The following is a 14403-nucleotide window of genomic DNA, read 5'->3' on the forward strand; positions in this document are numbered from 1 at the left end:
CGCGCAGTGGCCCGTGATCGCAGCCCACCCCACCCAGCCGACCGCCTGGCCTCAGGAGACGCTGCCGGTCCGACCGGCCCCTTCCTTCGAGCCACCCACCGTCCGGCGCACGCCGAGCATCCGATCAACATCGTCCGAAAACGCCCGGCCACCAGCTCCACCGGCCGCATCCACATCAGAGCCGGCAAGGCCCTCCCAACAACCGCCTCCCGGTGACGTCACCACGAAGCGCCTCCCACAGAGCACCCACCAGCGCGCACCTGCACCAGCGCCACGGCAGGCATGTGACCCGACACGACCCCTCACGCCAGGAGACCAGCCACCACCAGGGCCGACCCCTGCTCCACCAACGCCCGTTCCGTCGAGCACATCGGCCACATCTCTCACGATTGCCACATCCGGCTCGTCATCCGCCACATCAGCGCTGTCCGCCATATCAGCGCCATCTGCCAGATCCGCGCCGTCGGCTAGATCCGCGCCATGCGCCACATCCGCTCGATCCGAGCACGCAGCTCGCGCCGCGCTGATGCGCGCCGCGGACGTAGGCGACCCAATCATGGGCCGTCTGGTGGCGGGCTACGGAGCGGCCACGGCGGCGGACGCAATCCGCGCCCGCTCCCTCCCGCCCGAGTTCATCGAACAGGAGACGACGGGACGAGACCGCCCCCGTGGCGAGCTGACAGCCCGTCTGAACGCCTGGCACGCCCGCTTGGCTGCCTCCAACCCGGCTGCTGACATCGAGAACGGCGAAAGGGCCGGCGCCCGCCTCATCGTCCCAGGCGACGCCGAATGGCCCACCCAGCTCGACCAACTCGGCCCGAGCCGTCCCCTCGGTCTCTGGCTGCGCGGCGCGGTCGACCTCCGCTTCTCCTGCCTCAAGTCCGTGGCGCTGGTAGGCGCTCGCTCCGCGACCGCGTACGGCATGCACACAGCGGCGGAGTTCGGCGTTGGCCTCGGCGAGTCCGGCTGGACGGTCGTGTCGGGCGGCGCCTTCGGCGTGGACAGCGCCGCGCACAGGGGAGCGCTGACCGCCGGAGCCCCGACCGTCGTCGTGCTGGCTTGCGGTGTCGACATCTGCTACCCCAGCAGTCACGACATCCTGTTCGCCAAAATCAGAGACCAGGGGGTGATCGTGAGCGAATGCCCACCAGGAACGCACCCCACCCGAGCTCGCTTCCTCATCAGAAACCGCCTGATCGCAGCTCTGTCGCGAGGCACCGTGGTGGTGGAAGCCGCCCTGCGCAGCGGCGCCCTCAACACCGCCACCCACGCCCTGACGCTCAACCGGCACCTGGCCGCCGTACCCGGCCCCATCACCTCCCGCCTGTCGGACGGATGCCACCGCCTCCTCCGCGAACGCAAGGCGGTGTGCGTCACCTCCCCTGAAGAGGTCATCGACCTCGTCGGCGTGATGGGCGACGACCTGGTCTCACATCCCCGCACCCCGGCGGTCGCGCGAGACAGGCTCAACGACGTGACAAAGAGGGTGCTGGACGCCGTACCGACTCGAAAAGGCGCTGGTCCGGCTTCGATAGCGGTCGCGGCCGGGGTGGACTTGAGCGTCGCCCTCAGCGCCCTGGGCGGCCTTGCCGCCGCCGGCTACATCGAACGCTCCGCAGGTGGTTGGCGCCTCCGCAAACAAGCGACCTCCTACCGCAAGGCACCTGACTCCGCGGCCCTCGAACCCCCGCACATCGACATCGACGCCGATCCATCCCAGGACCCGCCCTTCCCGGACGAGGACGACCTCGTACGCCGCGAACACAACCTCCCCGCTCCCGACGAGGTTCCTCAGAGTTCCGCACGCCCTGCAAGACAAACGAACCCGAACAACACACAGCTCCACCAAGGAACACTCTGAACGGAAGGTGACCGGCAAGAGTCCGGCCGCCAGCCTGGCCTGGCCACGCGCTGCGTAGCCGACAAGCACGAAACCGTGATCGGGAGCGGAGCAGGAGCAGCCTGAGGCGAGGGACAGCGACATAGGCCACGCCGTCACCATCGACGAGCTGCCAGCTACGAAGGGCCCAGTCCGCGCGGACAGAACAAGTCCGCGCGGCAGGCTGTCCTCCGGCGTCCACCGCAGAGGTATGTGCGGTGGCGGTGGCGAGTGGGTGCGCGGGTGTGCGTTGGTGGGTTGCTGGCTTCGGTCGCCGTCACTGGCCGGGATGTACGTGCGAAGCGGGTGGTGGTGAGGGGAGCTGACGTTGTGGGCGTGTGGCAGGTGGGTTTGGGGGCGGCTTCGGGTGGCACGATCGATTGTGGTTACTGCGGCCGGGAGGGGTGGGTTTGGGGAGGGACGAGGTTCTTGGGGCGTTCGGGCGCTACCTGCGGTTCGAGCGGGATCTTTCGCCGCATACGGTGCGGGCCTATCTGACTGATGTCAGCAGCTTGCTCGATCACCTGACTGGTTCCATTGAGGACCTTGATATCGCGGTGCTGCGGGAGTGGCTGGCCGAACAGCATGATGCTGGGAAAGCGCGCGCGACTTTGGCGCGGCGGGCGGCCTGTGCTCGGACTTTCACCGCCTACTGTCACCGGCAGGGGTGGTTGGACGCGGATCCCGGATTGTTGTTGGGGAGCGCCAAGGCGCCGCGGGACTTGCCGGCGGTGCTCGATCAGGAACAGGCGCAGGAAGTCATGAATTCGGCCCCCGGCGTGGAGCCCAAGGAACTCCGCGATCGGGCGATTCTTGAGCTGTTGTACGCCACTGGTGTCCGGGTGAGTGAGCTGTGCGGGCTCGATGTGGATGACGTGGATCGGGATCGGCACGTTGTTCGCGTCATGGGAAAGGGGCGCAAGGAGCGTTCAGTGCCGTTCGGGTTGCCTGCGCTGCGAGCGCTGGACCAGTGGTGCATTCACGGGCGGGCACTCTGGGTGCGGGCGGGTTCGGGGCCGGCGCTCTTTCTCGGGGTACGGGGAGGGCGCATCGACGCGGGGACGGTTCGGCGGGTGGTGCACGCGGCGTTGGCGCAGGTTGAAGGTGCTCCCGACATGGGACCGCACGGGCTGCGGCACAGCGCGGCTACTCATCTGCTGGAGGGCGGGGCGGATCTGCGAAGTGTGCAGGAGCTCCTTGGGCATGCGTCGTTGAACAGCACACAGATTTATACCCATGTCTCGATCGAGCGGTTGCGGGCGGCGTACAAGCAAGCTCATCCCAGGGCGTGACTGACGCCATCGTTGTGTTGGTGTGGTTCGGACTCGCTGCTTTGAGAATTCAGTGGCGTATGGCGAGTGGGTGTGAGTCGCTTGCGGCCTTACGACGAGGGCTAGGTGGTTGGGCCCTTGCGATGCTTGCTGCTGCCTCTTATTACGGCGGTTGCCTCACTGTTTTTGCGATGCCGGCCACTGGTAGGGCGGGGTGGTCGGCTGTTTGAGGTGCGACGGTGGTGCAGTCCGATGATCAGGAGAAGCGCGGTGAGTATGGCGACGGGCAGTGAGATCGCGGTCGGAGCGGTGGTGGGTGAAGTCGAGTTGCTCAGGAGGTAGTTGTGCGGGCGCATGCCCTCGAGTGGTGGCGGGTGAGGGTGTTTGGATTTGCCGTGCGTTCGAACTCGGGCGAGGGGTTGTGGCGGGGTGGTGCTGAGCCTTTTCGAGGGGGTGATGGCCTGGGACGGTGCGGGCCAGAAAGGGAGGAGGCGAACGGGGGCCTGGCCGAGGAGGAGAAGAGGGTTCAGGTAGCGGGAATCGCGTAGGAGGCCCCAGTGGAGGCAGGACTCAGGGCAGTGCGGGCTGGAGGTTTGGAGGAGGCCCAATTCGGTGCCGGGGGTGACGGGCTGGCCTCGTTTCACGGCGGGGATGACCGGAAGGTACGTGGTCCGCAGGCCGCCCTCATGGTCGATCGTCACCACGCCCTTTCCTCCCACCGGACCGGCGAAGCGGACCGTGCCGGCGCCCGCGGCCAGGACAGGTGTGGAGGGCGGCGCCGCCAGGTCGATGCCGCGATGACCGGCCAGCCAGCGTTCCGGAGGCGGGGTGAAGTGGCGCAGGACGCGAGGGTGGCCGTCCAGGGGCCAGCGCCAGGCCGGAGGTGGAGCCTTGGCCGACGGTGAGGCTCTGGCAGGGGGAGCGGTCAGGGTGATGAGCGTGGTTGCCAGGACCGGGGCTACGAGCGTGGTCGTCAGAAGCAGGGGGAGGAGAGCGGAGATGTTATGGAAGCGCGGAGAGCGGGCTTCGTGCGGGGTGGGGGGAAGGCGGATGGGGGAAGCCTGGTCGCCTTTGGAGTGAGAGCGCATGGCGGGAGTTTCCGCCAGGGGGCGGCGGGGGCGTGGCGGCGAACGGCGTTCTGTGGATGAAGGTGCTCACGGCCCGCCGTGGTTGTGGATGCGGGGCTCGGGTGGTCTGGTGAGCTGGCGGACGGGCGGCTCGCGTCTGGTGCGCTGGTGGATGTGAGACTCGCGTTTGCTGCGCTGGTGGACGTGAGGTTGGCGTTTGCTGCGCTGGTGCGCGTGCGGCTCGCGTCGGCTGCATAGGCCGACGTGGGACTCGTGGTCTGCTGCATCGGTGGATGGGGGCCGTGTCTGCTGCAGGTGTCGGGGCCTTCGGCGTGGACAGCGCCGCACACAGGGGAGCGGTGTGTGGGTTCGCGTCCGCCGGACTGTCGGAGGGAGGTGCTTGGATCTCTGTGGTGGCGGTCGGCGGATCTTCGTTCTCGCGGCCGAGGAGTACGGGGCGGGTGGTCAGGGCCAGAGGTGGCGTTTTGTGGAGATGAGGTGGCGGGTGAGGGCGTGGGGGTCCGGGCTTGGGCTGAGGGCGGGCGTGGGGTGAGGGCGTCCGGGGGTGCGGGGGCGTAGGGGGGAGAGCCAGATCCAGAACGTCGTCAGGGCCATGCCGGCGGCGCACAGCAGGATCACCGGGCGCAGGCCGATGTGGTCGGCGACGACACCGCCCGCCAGGCCGCCCAGCGCCAGGACGCCCTGAACGGCGAAGGTCATGGTGGCGTTCACGCGGCCGCGCAGCTCTTGAGGGGTCTCGCGGAGGGTGATGACGCCCAGGCACGTGGAGAAGGCGACCACGATGCCGCCCGTCATGAGACCGACGATGGTCATCGCGGTGACGTTCCACCAGAGGGGGCCGTTCAGGAGGCCGGCCGTCAGGACCTCGAAGGGGAAGAAGATCACGGTGACGAGCAGGATGCGGTTCTCGCCGTAGCGTTTTGTCAGGCGGGTGGTGAGCCAGGCGCCCACCAGGCCGCCCACGCCGCCCATCGCGATGAGGATGCCGATCAGGCCCTTGGGGATGCCCAGGGTGTTGACCATGTACAGGATGTAGACGGCCACGTACGCCATCGCGAAGAAGTTGATCGTCACACCGGCGCCGAGGAGGGCGCGCAGGGTGGGGTGGGTGAGGACGGAGCGAAGGCCCTCGGTGACGTCGCGCCACATGCCGCGGGAGGGGGCGGGCTCGTTCCGTTCTTCCGTACGGATGGAGCGGAGGAGCAGGGCGGAGGCCAGGAACGACATCGCCTCCGCGAGGACGGCCAGCGGCGCCGTGAAGAACTGGACGAGGAGACCGGCGAGGCTCGGGCCGCCGACCGAGGCCACTGAGTGGCATGCCTGGAGACCGGCCATCGCCTCGACGCGCTGAGTGGGCGGGACGGTTCCGGCGACGTACGAGAAGTTCGCGGACTTGAACAGCACCGCCGCCGTGCCGATGACCAGGGCCACCACGAGGAGCCACGGGACGCTCAGCAGACCGAGGAGCCAGGCCAGCGGGACCGACGCGGCGGCGGCGCAGGCCGCGAGCTCGCAGGCGATCATCAGCGGGCGGTGGCGGACGAGGCGGTCGACGATCGCGCCGGCCTGCAGGCCGAACAGGAGCGCCGGGAGCGGGGCGGCGGCGGTCAGCAGACCCATCTCCGTCGGGCTGGCGGTGAGCAGCGTGACGGCCGTCAGGGGGATGGCCAGCTTGGAGACCTCGGACCCCGTGATCGAGATCGTGCGCGAGGTCCAGAGGAGGCGGTAGTCGCGCTGCCTGCGCAGGGGCGGAGGTGCCGGCAGGGGCGAGGCAGACGCAGTCTGAAGGGTTTGCTTCATATTTATGAAGGTATCCCTTCAGAGTTCTGAAAGCAACGTTTCAGAGTTTGAACGTGGGCCGGGTACCTTGGGCGCATGACTGCGGACTTCGACGGGCTCAGCGACCCCAAAGCGATGAGGGCGCTGGCCCATCCCGCGCGGTTGCAGATCCTCAACCGGCTCGGGGTGGAGGAGAGCGCGACCGCCACCGAGGTGGCGGAGATCGCCGGCATCACGCCCAGCGCCGCGAGCTATCACCTGCGGATGCTGGCCAAGTACGGGTTCGTGGAGGACGCGCCGCCCAGGGGCGACGGGCGGGAGCGGCTGTGGCGGACCGTCGGCAAGCCGCTGAGCGTGGGATTGCTGCCCGAGGACCAACCGGAGGTGCGGGACGCCAAGGTGGCGCTGATGGCGGCGTTCCGGCGGGAGGCGAACCAGGAAGCCGACCGGGCCCTGGCCAGCGTCGAGACGGAGCCGGAGGAATGGCGGGACGCGACGGTGTTTGACCGGACGCGGGTGAAGGTCACCGCCGAGGAGCTGACGGGGCTCTATAAGGCGATCCGGGAGCTGATCGAGCCGTATGCCGTACGGAGGCGGGAGAAAACCGGGGTGCCGGACGGGGCCAGGGCCGCCGAGGTGCAGGTCAACCTGTTCCCCGTGATCACGAGGCCGGTTCCCGGGCTGCCGACTGAGGACCACGGGCTCGCGCAACGCGGCGCTGAGGCGGAACAGGCGGAGAGGGAGGCGAAGGGGGCGAAGGGGGGGAGCGGAGAGGGCTCGCAGGGGTGAGGCGTCTCCGCGTGGGCCCCAGGAAGGTTCCTGGGATGTCGAGGGAAGCCAGGGGAGGTGCAGGGGGTCCGCGGTGAGTCGGGAGGCTTTCCCGGGGAGTGCGGGGAGGGGGCTCTCCGGGGAGTGCGGGGAGAGGGCTCTCCCGGGAGCGAGGGGAGAGGGCTTCCCTCGGAGTGGTGGTGGGCGTTTGACCTCCGGCGGTCAGGCAGGGGCGGTGTGCAAGGTAGACTTTTCGGTGGCCTGTAGCCACAGGCCGACTTCGCATGCCCCATTGCGGACCGCCCCATCGGTCCGGGCCCAGTGCCCGGCTGGAGCGGGTTCGGGGCATCAGGGCGGCAGACAACGCGCTGCCGCGGCACAACCGAGAACCGCGCCCATCCGCAGGGCGCCCAGACCTGGAGGACCAGCAGATGGCCCCCGTCGTCACCATGCGACAGCTGCTCGAAAGCGGCGTTCACTTCGGTCACCAGACCCGGCGCTGGAACCCGAAGATGAAGCGCTTCATCTTCACCGAGCGCAACGGCATCTACATCATCGACCTGCAGAAGTCGCTCTCCTACATCGACCGCGCCTACGACTTCGTCAAGGAGACGGTCGCCCACGGCGGCACGATCCTGTTCATCGGCACGAAGAAGCAGGCTCAGGAGGCCATTTCCGAGCAGGCCGCCCGCGTCGGCATGCCGTATGTCAACCAGCGCTGGCTGGGCGGCATGCTCACCAACTTCTCCACCGTGCACAAGCGGCTGCAGCGTCTGAAGGAGCTCGAGGAGCTCGACTTCGACAACGTCGCCGCGTCGGGGCTCACCAAGAAGGAGCTCCTCATGCGCCGTCGCGAGAAGGACAAGCTCGAGCGCACGCTCGGCGGCATCCGTGACATGGGCCGCGTGCCCAGCGCGGTGTGGGTCGTCGACACCAAGAAGGAGCACATCGCGATCAGCGAGGCCAAGAAGCTTGGCATCCCTGTCGTCGCGATCCTCGACACCAACTGCGACCCCGACGAGGTCGACTACCCGATCCCGGGCAACGACGACGCCATCCGCGCCGTCGGCCTGCTGACCAGGGTCGTCGCCGACGGTGTCGCCGCCGGTCTCATGGCCCGCTCCGGCGCCGCTCGCGGCGACGAGAAGCCCGCTGCCGCCGAGCCGCTGGCCGAGTGGGAGCGTGAGCTCATCGAGCAGGGCACCGGCGCCGCCGAGGCTCCTGCCGCTGAGGCCCCGGCTGCCGAGGCTCCGGCTGCCGAGGCGCCCGCCGCTGAGGCTCCTGCCGCCGAGGAGAGCGCTCCGGCTGCCGAGGAGAGCGCTCCGGCTGCTCCGGCTGCCGAGGGCGACGCCGAGCAGCAGGCCTGACCCGCACGTAACGCACGGCACAGGCGCGAGGCTGGGCACGGGTGTGGATGGTGACGGTCTTCGCCGCCGCCGCTTCGGGGGCGGTGCGGCCGTCGCCTCTCGCTCGGGTGAAGGCCCCGGTCCGGGGTTCGGGCTGAGGCTCGGTGCTCGGGCTCAGGGCCGGTGTTCGGGGTTCGGGCTGAGGCTTGAGGTTCGGGCGAGGGCTCGGGCTTATGGGCTCATGTCGGGGCGCGGGCACGATGGCTTGGGCCAGGGGTGATCCCCGGGCTCGGGTCAGCTGACATCTGAATCACGGTGCACTACCGACCGGCGGTCCGCTGTACGGCGAACCAGGAGCTGCTGGTCCTGCGCAGGCGGCCGGGAGGTCGGCTGGGGCTGCTGACCGGAGCTTCGCAGCCGGGGCTTCCCGGCTGGGGACTAGCGGTCGGGGGTGGGCATGGGGCCAGGGCGGTACGGCGAGGCGAGGCTGGGCAGTATGGCAGCGAAGCAGCCGCGACCAGCTCAGCCCCGACGCCGAACGGCCGGCGCCCACCAGGCCCGGCGTCCGCGCCCGGAGGCCGGACCGGGACGCAAGAGCAGCGCGAAGGCTCCTGTACGGCCCGTACGGCACGCGCCCGCCGTACCGACGACAAAGGGCGGACGGACCGATCTCGGCCCATCCGACCACGATGACGACCACGATGACGACGACGAAATCCCACGAGGAAAAAGAGCAATGGCTTCCGTGAACATGGCCGACGTCAAGCGGCTTCGCGAGATCACCGCTGCCGGCATGATGGACTGCAAGAAGGCGCTTGAGGAGGCCGAGGGCGACTTCGACCGCGCCGTCGAGCTGCTGCGCCTCAAGGGCGCCAAGGACGTGGGCAAGCGTGAGGCCCGCACCGCCTCCAACGGCCTGGTCGCGCTCAAGCAGGACGGCGACTCGGTCGCCGCGCTGCTGGAGCTCAACTGCGAGACCGACTTCGTGGCCAAGGGCGAGCGTTTCCAGGACCTGGCGTCCCAGGTCGTGGCGCACATCCTCGAGACCAAGCCGGCCGACGTGGCCACGCTGCTGGAGTCCTCCTTCGGCGGCAAGCCCGTCAAGCAGCACCTGGACGAGGCCAACGCCGCGCTGGGCGAGAAGATCGAGATTCGCCGTTTCCAGGTTCTCGAGGGCGGCTACATCGGCGCCTACATGCACAAGACCGACCCGGCGCTGCCGCCGGCCGTCGGCGTGCTGGTGCAGCTCGACAAGCCGAACGCCGAGGTCGCCAAGGACATCGCGCAGCACGCCGCGGCGATGGCCCCGCAGTACCTCAAGGCCGACACCGTGCCGTCCGAGGTCGTCGAGAAGGAGCGCAAGCTCTTCGAGGAGATGACCCGCGAGGAGGGCAAGCCCGAGGCCGCCATCGGCAAGATCGTCGACGGCCGCCTCAACGGCTGGTACCGCGACTTCACGCTGCTCCAGCAGGCGTTCGTGAAGGACAACAAGAAGAGCGTCGGCAAGTACGCCGAGGAGAACGGCGTCGAAGTCCTCGCCTTTGTCCGTTTCAAGGTCGGTCAGGCTTAGGCTTAGGCAAGCCACCATCAGGCACGCCACGAAGCCAGGATCGATCCACCGAATGAAGGAGGCCGCCGCCGTGCAGGACCACCGGGAGTCAGCCCACGAATCCACACGGACGGCGGCCGACTCATCTCCACATCCGCCCACCAACCATCTGAGGTGGAAGCGGGTGATGCTGAAGCTGTCGGGCGAGGCGTTCGCCGGCAGCGAGCCGCTGGGCATCGACCCGACGGTCGTCGACCATCTCGCCGACTCGATCGCCGAGGCGGTCAAGGAGGGCGTGCAGGTCGCCGTCGTGGTCGGCGGCGGCAACATGTTCCGCGGCGCCACCCTGTCGCAGGGAGGCATCGACCGCGCCCGCGCCGACTACATGGGCATGCTGGGCACGGTCATCAACTGCCTGGCCCTGCAGGACTTCCTGGAGCGCAGGGGCGTAGAGACCCGCGTGCAGACCGCCATCACGATGCAGCAGGTCGCCGAGCCGTTCCTGCCGCGCCGCGCGATCCGGCACCTGGAGAAGGGCCGCGTCGTGATCTTCGGCGCCGGGCTCGGCTCGCCCTACTTCTCCACCGACACCGCCGCGTCACAGCGCGCCCTGGAGATCGGCGCCGAGGCGCTGCTGAAGGGTACGCAGGTGGACGGCATCTACGACTCCGACCCGCGCAAGAACCCGGACGCGGTCCGGTTCGACCACCTCGACTACGGCGAGGTGCTGCTGCGTGACCTCGCGGTCATGGACGCCACCGCGATCAGCCTGTGCAAGGACAACGACCTGCCGATCGTGGTCTTCGACCTGATGGGCGAGGGCAACATCCTGCGCGCGGTACGCGGTGAGAAAATCGGCACGCTGGTGAGTCCCGCGGGGAAATGACGGAGCGAGCCCGACACCGCCAGCAAGAAGACGACAGGGAGCCGCTGTGATCGACGAAACCCTCCTCGAAGCCGAGGAAAAAATGGACAAGGCCGTCTCGGTCGCGAAGGAGGACTTCGCGACCATCCGGACGGGCCGGGTCACGCCCGCGATGTTCAACAAGATCAGCGCCGAGTACTACGGCACGCCGACGCCGATCCAGCAGCTGGCGTCGTTCCACGTGCCCGAGGCGCGCATGGTGCTCATCCAGCCCTACGACAAGAGCTCGATGGGCGCGATCGAGAAGGCCATCCGTGACTCCGACCTCGGTGTCAACCCCACCGACGACGGCCAGGTCATCCGCGTGACGTTCCCCGAGCTGTCGGAGGAGCGCCGCAAGGAGTACATCAAGGTCGCCAGGAACAAGGGCGAGCAGGCGAAGGTCTCCATCCGCAACATCCGCCGCTCCGCCAAGGACGTCCTGGACAAGCTGGTCAAGGACGGCGAGGCGGGCGAGGACGAGGTCCGGCGCGCCGAGAAGGAGCTGGACGACCTGACCCAGAAGCACGTCGCCAAGATCGACGAGCTGCTCAAGCACAAGGAAGCCGAGCTGCTCGAAGTCTGAGCGGCGCGCCCGGCACGGATCGCCCCCCGGCGACCCGTACGGCGGCCGCCCCCGGGTGGTCCGCCGGGTCAGCGGGTCTTGCCCTACGGCCCTCGCCCCCCGGCGAGGGCCGTGGCCCTATGGAGAGTTGCAGTGGAAGAACGTACGGCCGGCACCAGCCCGAGCGGCGGCAGCCGTACCGGGAGGAACCTGCCCGCCGCGATCGCCGTCGGCGTGATCCTGGGGGCGCTCGTCCTCGGGACGATCTACACGATCAAGGAGCTGTTCCTGCTGGTCGTGGTCGGCGCGGTCGGCGTCGGCGTGCTGGAGCTGGTCAAGGCCTTCGCGCTGCGCGAGATCAAGGTCCCGGCCGTGCCGGTGCTGGCGGGGCTCGTGGCGATGCAGGCGGGCGCCTACTGGGGCGGGCCGGTGTGGTTGCTGGCGGGCTTCGCGGTGTTCGCGTTCGTGCTGCTCACCTGGCGGATGTTCAGTGACGGCACCGACGGCTACGTACGCGACGCGACGGCGTCGGTGTTCACGCTCTTCTATCCGGCGATGCTGGCCGCGTTCGTGCCGCTGCTGCTGCGGGAGGAGGACGGCGCCCACCGGGTGCTGATCTTCATCGCGGTGACCGTGGCCAGCGACATCGGCGGCTACGCCGCGGGCGTGCTGTTCGGCCGGCACCGGATGACGGTCATCAGCCCGAAGAAGACCTGGGAGGGCTTCGCCGGGTCGGTCGTGGCGTGTACGGCGGTCGGTGCGTGGCTGGTGACGTGGCTGCTCGGCGGGGCGCTCTGGCAGGGCGCGCTGATCGGGGCCCTGGGCGCGCTGCTGGCGACGATGGGCGACCTGATCGAGTCGATGATCAAGCGGGATCTCGGCATCAAGGACCTCGGCACGATCCTGCCGGGGCACGGCGGGCTGATGGACCGGCTGGACTCCCTGGTCACGACGCTGGTGCCGGTCTGGCTGCTGCTGACGCTGTTCTTCTGAGCTCCGAAGCCGTCAGTCGTGGGTGTCCAGGGTCTCGGCGGTGACCGGCGTCAGCCAGAGCCACCGGACCGCCTCACCCCCAAACGCGAATCCTGACATGTCGGGCATGTGGGGGGCGTCGGCCAGCATCAGCACCCCCGAGTACCTCGGCCCCAGCGGGAACGTCTCCGGTTCGTGATACCACCTGGCGGTGTGCGCGTGCCCCAGCCAGGTGACCGAGTGCCACGGATACTGCGCCAGCCACACCAGGAGCAGCGCCGCGTCCCTCGGGTCCTCGCGGGTGGCCACGGCCAGCTCGATCCTGGCGTACGCGCCGGGCTTGTCGATCCACTGCTCGACCGTGGGCATGCGCTGGCAGCTCATCCCGACCGTGGACAGCACGCTGTAGTCGCGCTTGCCGTGCGGCGGCCGCTCGGTGATGCCGACCGTGGGCAGCCGCTCGCCGCTCGCGTCCCAGTAGCGTCCGGCCGGGCCGAGCACCCGGTCCAGGTGCCCCATCACGAACTGCTGGAACGACGGCCACGACCCCTCGCTGTGCCGCCAGCGCCAGTACGAGCGGGCGTTGGCGATCCGGGGTTCGAGCCCTTCCAGCGCCTCCGACAGCGTCCAGGCGAACGGCGACTCGCCCACCGCGTCCCGGGCATATCCGGGCATGCCGCGGCTCATGTCGGCCCAGCCGGGGATGACCGCGAGCAGGTCGTCGTCCTCGTACAGCGCGACGCCGTCGCCCTCCTCGAACCACAGCGCGCTGAGCTGCCCCAGCGGGCGGCGGCCCTCCGGGCGCAGCGTGTTGGGCCGGGGCATGAGCGGCGGCAGGCCCGAGTTGATCCTCGCGAGGTCCACGACCGCCGGGGCGGGCCGGTGGTTGGCCAGCCAGACGGCGCCGTGGACGGTGCCGTCGGGCGAGCACAGGTAAGCTACCGAGGCGTCCTCGTCCCGTTCGACGACGAGCGTGCGGCTTCCGTACGGGTTGCCGACGGCGAGAACCACCTCGGCGCCACTCTCCCCGGACGCCGACCGAAAAATCGCCATACGTGTGCACTGTAGATCCGGCGGAGACCATGACGCGAGCCGTACGCTGACCAGGAATGCCACCTCCGTCCCCAACGTTGATTACCCTGGTCCCCATACCCGAAGCAAAGGCAGCAACGTGTCCCAGCCCCCAGGTCAGCTCACCTTTGTCGCGCCGCGACGGGCCAAGCCCGCCCGGCACCTGGCCGACCTGCCGATGCCCGAGCGGCGGGCCGCGGTGACCGAGCTGGGCGAGAAGGCGTTCCGCGCCGACCAGCTCTCGCGCCACTACTTCGAACGGCTCACGACGGACGTCTCCGCGATGACCGACCTGCCCGCCGCCGCCCGCGAGAAGCTGTCCGCGCTGCTGCCGACCCTGCTCACCCCGGTGCGCGAGCTGGCCACCGACGGCGGCACCACCCGCAAGACGCTGTGGCGGCTCTTCGACGGGGCGCTGGTCGAGTCGGTGCTCATGCGCTACCCCGACCGGGTCACGATGTGCGTGTCGTCGCAGGCCGGCTGCGGCATGAACTGCCCGTTCTGCGCCACCGGACAGGCGGGCCTGACCCGCAACATGTCCACCGCCGAGATCGTCGAGCAGGTCGTGGCGGGCGCGCGGGCGCTGGCGGCCGGCGAGGTGCCGGGCGGTCCCGGGCGGGTCAGCAACGTCGTGTTCATGGGCATGGGCGAGCCGCTGGCCAACTACAAGCAGGTGATCGGCGCGGTCCGGCGGCTGGTCGAGCCGGCTCCGCACGGGCTCGGCATCTCGGCGCGCGGCGTGACGGTCTCCACCGTCGGCCTGGTGCCGGCCATCGGCAAGCTCGCCGACGAGGGGCTGCCGGTCACGCTGGCGCTGTCGCTGCACGCGCCCGACGACGAGCTGCGTGACACGCTGGTGCCGATCAACACCCGGTGGAAGGTGGCCGAGGTGCTGGACGCCGCGTGGGCGTACGCGGCGCGGACGAAGCGGCGGGTCTCCATCGAGTACGCGCTGATCAAGGACATCAACGACCAGGAGTGGCGGGCCGACCTGCTCGGCAAGCTGGTCAAGAACAAACTGGTGCACGTCAACCTGATCCCGCTCAACCCGACGCCGGGCTCCAAGTGGACCGCGTCGCGGCCGGAGGACGAGCGGGCGTTCGTGCGGCGGCTGCAGTTCCACGGCGTGCCGGTGACCGTGCGCGACACGCGCGGGCGGGAGATCGACGGCGCCTGCGGCCAGCTCGCCGCGGCCGAATAGCCCGGCGACC

12 protein-coding genes are annotated in these 14403 nt (G+C 69.5%); 9 read left to right on the forward strand and 3 right to left on the reverse strand.

Annotation, left to right across the window (positions count from 1 at the left end):
* Nucleotides 1-556: 556 nt before the first annotated feature.
* Entirely contained in the window at nucleotides 557-1861 is a 1305-nt protein-coding gene (gene dprA / locus BMW85_RS43970) for a DNA-processing protein DprA (RefSeq protein ID WP_245775434.1), read from the forward strand.
* Between the two features lie 428 nt (nucleotides 1862-2289).
* Nucleotides 2290-3171, forward strand: coding sequence for a tyrosine recombinase XerC (locus BMW85_RS43975; protein ID WP_218156200.1), 882 nt, complete (start codon nucleotides 2290-2292; stop codon nucleotides 3169-3171).
* 101 nt (nucleotides 3172-3272) lie between these two features.
* Here the strand turns inward: BMW85_RS43975 and BMW85_RS52725 are convergent, their stop codons facing one another.
* Nucleotides 3273-4238 (reverse strand): M23 family metallopeptidase, encoded by a 966-nt coding sequence (locus tag BMW85_RS52725; protein WP_091093494.1) that lies wholly within the window; start codon nucleotides 4236-4238, stop codon nucleotides 3273-3275.
* Nucleotides 4239-4682: 444 nt separating this feature from the next.
* A complete protein-coding gene (locus BMW85_RS43985) occupies nucleotides 4683-6038 on the reverse strand; it encodes an MFS transporter (protein ID WP_091093495.1) in 1356 nt (451 codons plus the stop codon).
* A 75-nt stretch (nucleotides 6039-6113) separates the two neighbouring features.
* Between BMW85_RS43985 and BMW85_RS43990 the strand changes: the two genes are divergently transcribed.
* The 6 genes from BMW85_RS43990 (at nucleotide 6114) to BMW85_RS44015 (ending at nucleotide 12142) form a co-directional block, all read left to right on the forward strand.
* Complete coding sequence (locus tag BMW85_RS43990) at nucleotides 6114-6806, forward strand: ArsR/SmtB family transcription factor (protein WP_091093497.1); 693 nt, start codon at nucleotides 6114-6116, stop codon at nucleotides 6804-6806.
* Between the two features lie 410 nt (nucleotides 6807-7216).
* Nucleotides 7217-8152: a 30S ribosomal protein S2 gene (rpsB, locus tag BMW85_RS43995; RefSeq protein ID WP_091093498.1), complete on the forward strand. Its 936-nt coding sequence runs from the start codon at nucleotides 7217-7219 to the stop codon at nucleotides 8150-8152.
* A gap of 715 nt (nucleotides 8153-8867) precedes the next feature.
* On the forward strand, nucleotides 8868-9701 hold the full coding sequence (gene tsf, locus BMW85_RS44000) for a translation elongation factor Ts (RefSeq protein WP_091093500.1): 834 nt from the start codon (nucleotides 8868-8870) through the stop codon (nucleotides 9699-9701).
* 166 nt (nucleotides 9702-9867) lie between these two features.
* Complete coding sequence (gene pyrH, locus BMW85_RS44005; protein ID WP_218156206.1) at nucleotides 9868-10566, forward strand: UMP kinase; 699 nt, start codon at nucleotides 9868-9870, stop codon at nucleotides 10564-10566.
* A 46-nt stretch (nucleotides 10567-10612) separates the two neighbouring features.
* The gene (gene frr, locus BMW85_RS44010) at nucleotides 10613-11170 is read left to right on the forward strand and encodes a ribosome recycling factor (RefSeq protein WP_091093501.1); all 558 of its coding nucleotides are present in this window, start codon (nucleotides 10613-10615) and stop codon (nucleotides 11168-11170) included.
* 132 nt (nucleotides 11171-11302) lie between these two features.
* Complete coding sequence (locus BMW85_RS44015) at nucleotides 11303-12142, forward strand: phosphatidate cytidylyltransferase (RefSeq protein WP_245775435.1); 840 nt, start codon at nucleotides 11303-11305, stop codon at nucleotides 12140-12142.
* 12 nt (nucleotides 12143-12154) lie between these two features.
* On the opposite strand, the gene BMW85_RS44020 is transcribed toward BMW85_RS44015, so the two are convergent.
* A complete protein-coding gene (locus BMW85_RS44020; protein WP_245775436.1) occupies nucleotides 12155-13174 on the reverse strand; it encodes a suppressor of fused domain protein in 1020 nt (339 codons plus the stop codon).
* Nucleotides 13175-13292: 118 nt separating this feature from the next.
* On the opposite strand from BMW85_RS44020, the gene rlmN reads away from it, so the two are divergent.
* Entirely contained in the window at nucleotides 13293-14393 is a 1101-nt protein-coding gene (gene rlmN / locus BMW85_RS44025; protein WP_091093504.1) for a dual-specificity RNA methyltransferase RlmN, read from the forward strand.
* Nucleotides 14394-14403: the final 10 nt, after the last annotated feature.

Origin of the sequence: Nonomuraea wenchangensis, from assembly GCF_900111685.1 — a bacterium.
Lineage (GTDB): Bacteria > Actinomycetota > Actinomycetes > Streptosporangiales > Streptosporangiaceae > Nonomuraea > Nonomuraea wenchangensis.

Coding starts and splice junctions, on each gene's coding strand:
- dprA (WP_245775434.1), top strand. CDS start 557: ATGGGCCGTCTGGTGGCGGGCTACGGAGCGGCCACGGCGGCGGACGCA.
- BMW85_RS52725 (WP_091093494.1), bottom strand. CDS start 4,238: ATGCGCTCTCACTCCAAAGGCGACCAGGCTTCCCCCATCCGCCTTCCC.
- BMW85_RS43985 (WP_091093495.1), bottom strand. CDS start 6,038: ATGAAGCAAACCCTTCAGACTGCGTCTGCCTCGCCCCTGCCGGCACCT.
- BMW85_RS43990 (WP_091093497.1), top strand. CDS start 6,114: ATGACTGCGGACTTCGACGGGCTCAGCGACCCCAAAGCGATGAGGGCG.
- rpsB (WP_091093498.1), top strand. CDS start 7,217: ATGGCCCCCGTCGTCACCATGCGACAGCTGCTCGAAAGCGGCGTTCAC.
- tsf (WP_091093500.1), top strand. CDS start 8,868: ATGGCTTCCGTGAACATGGCCGACGTCAAGCGGCTTCGCGAGATCACC.
- pyrH (WP_218156206.1), top strand. CDS start 9,868: ATGCTGAAGCTGTCGGGCGAGGCGTTCGCCGGCAGCGAGCCGCTGGGC.
- BMW85_RS44020 (WP_245775436.1), bottom strand. CDS start 13,174: ATGGCGATTTTTCGGTCGGCGTCCGGGGAGAGTGGCGCCGAGGTGGTT.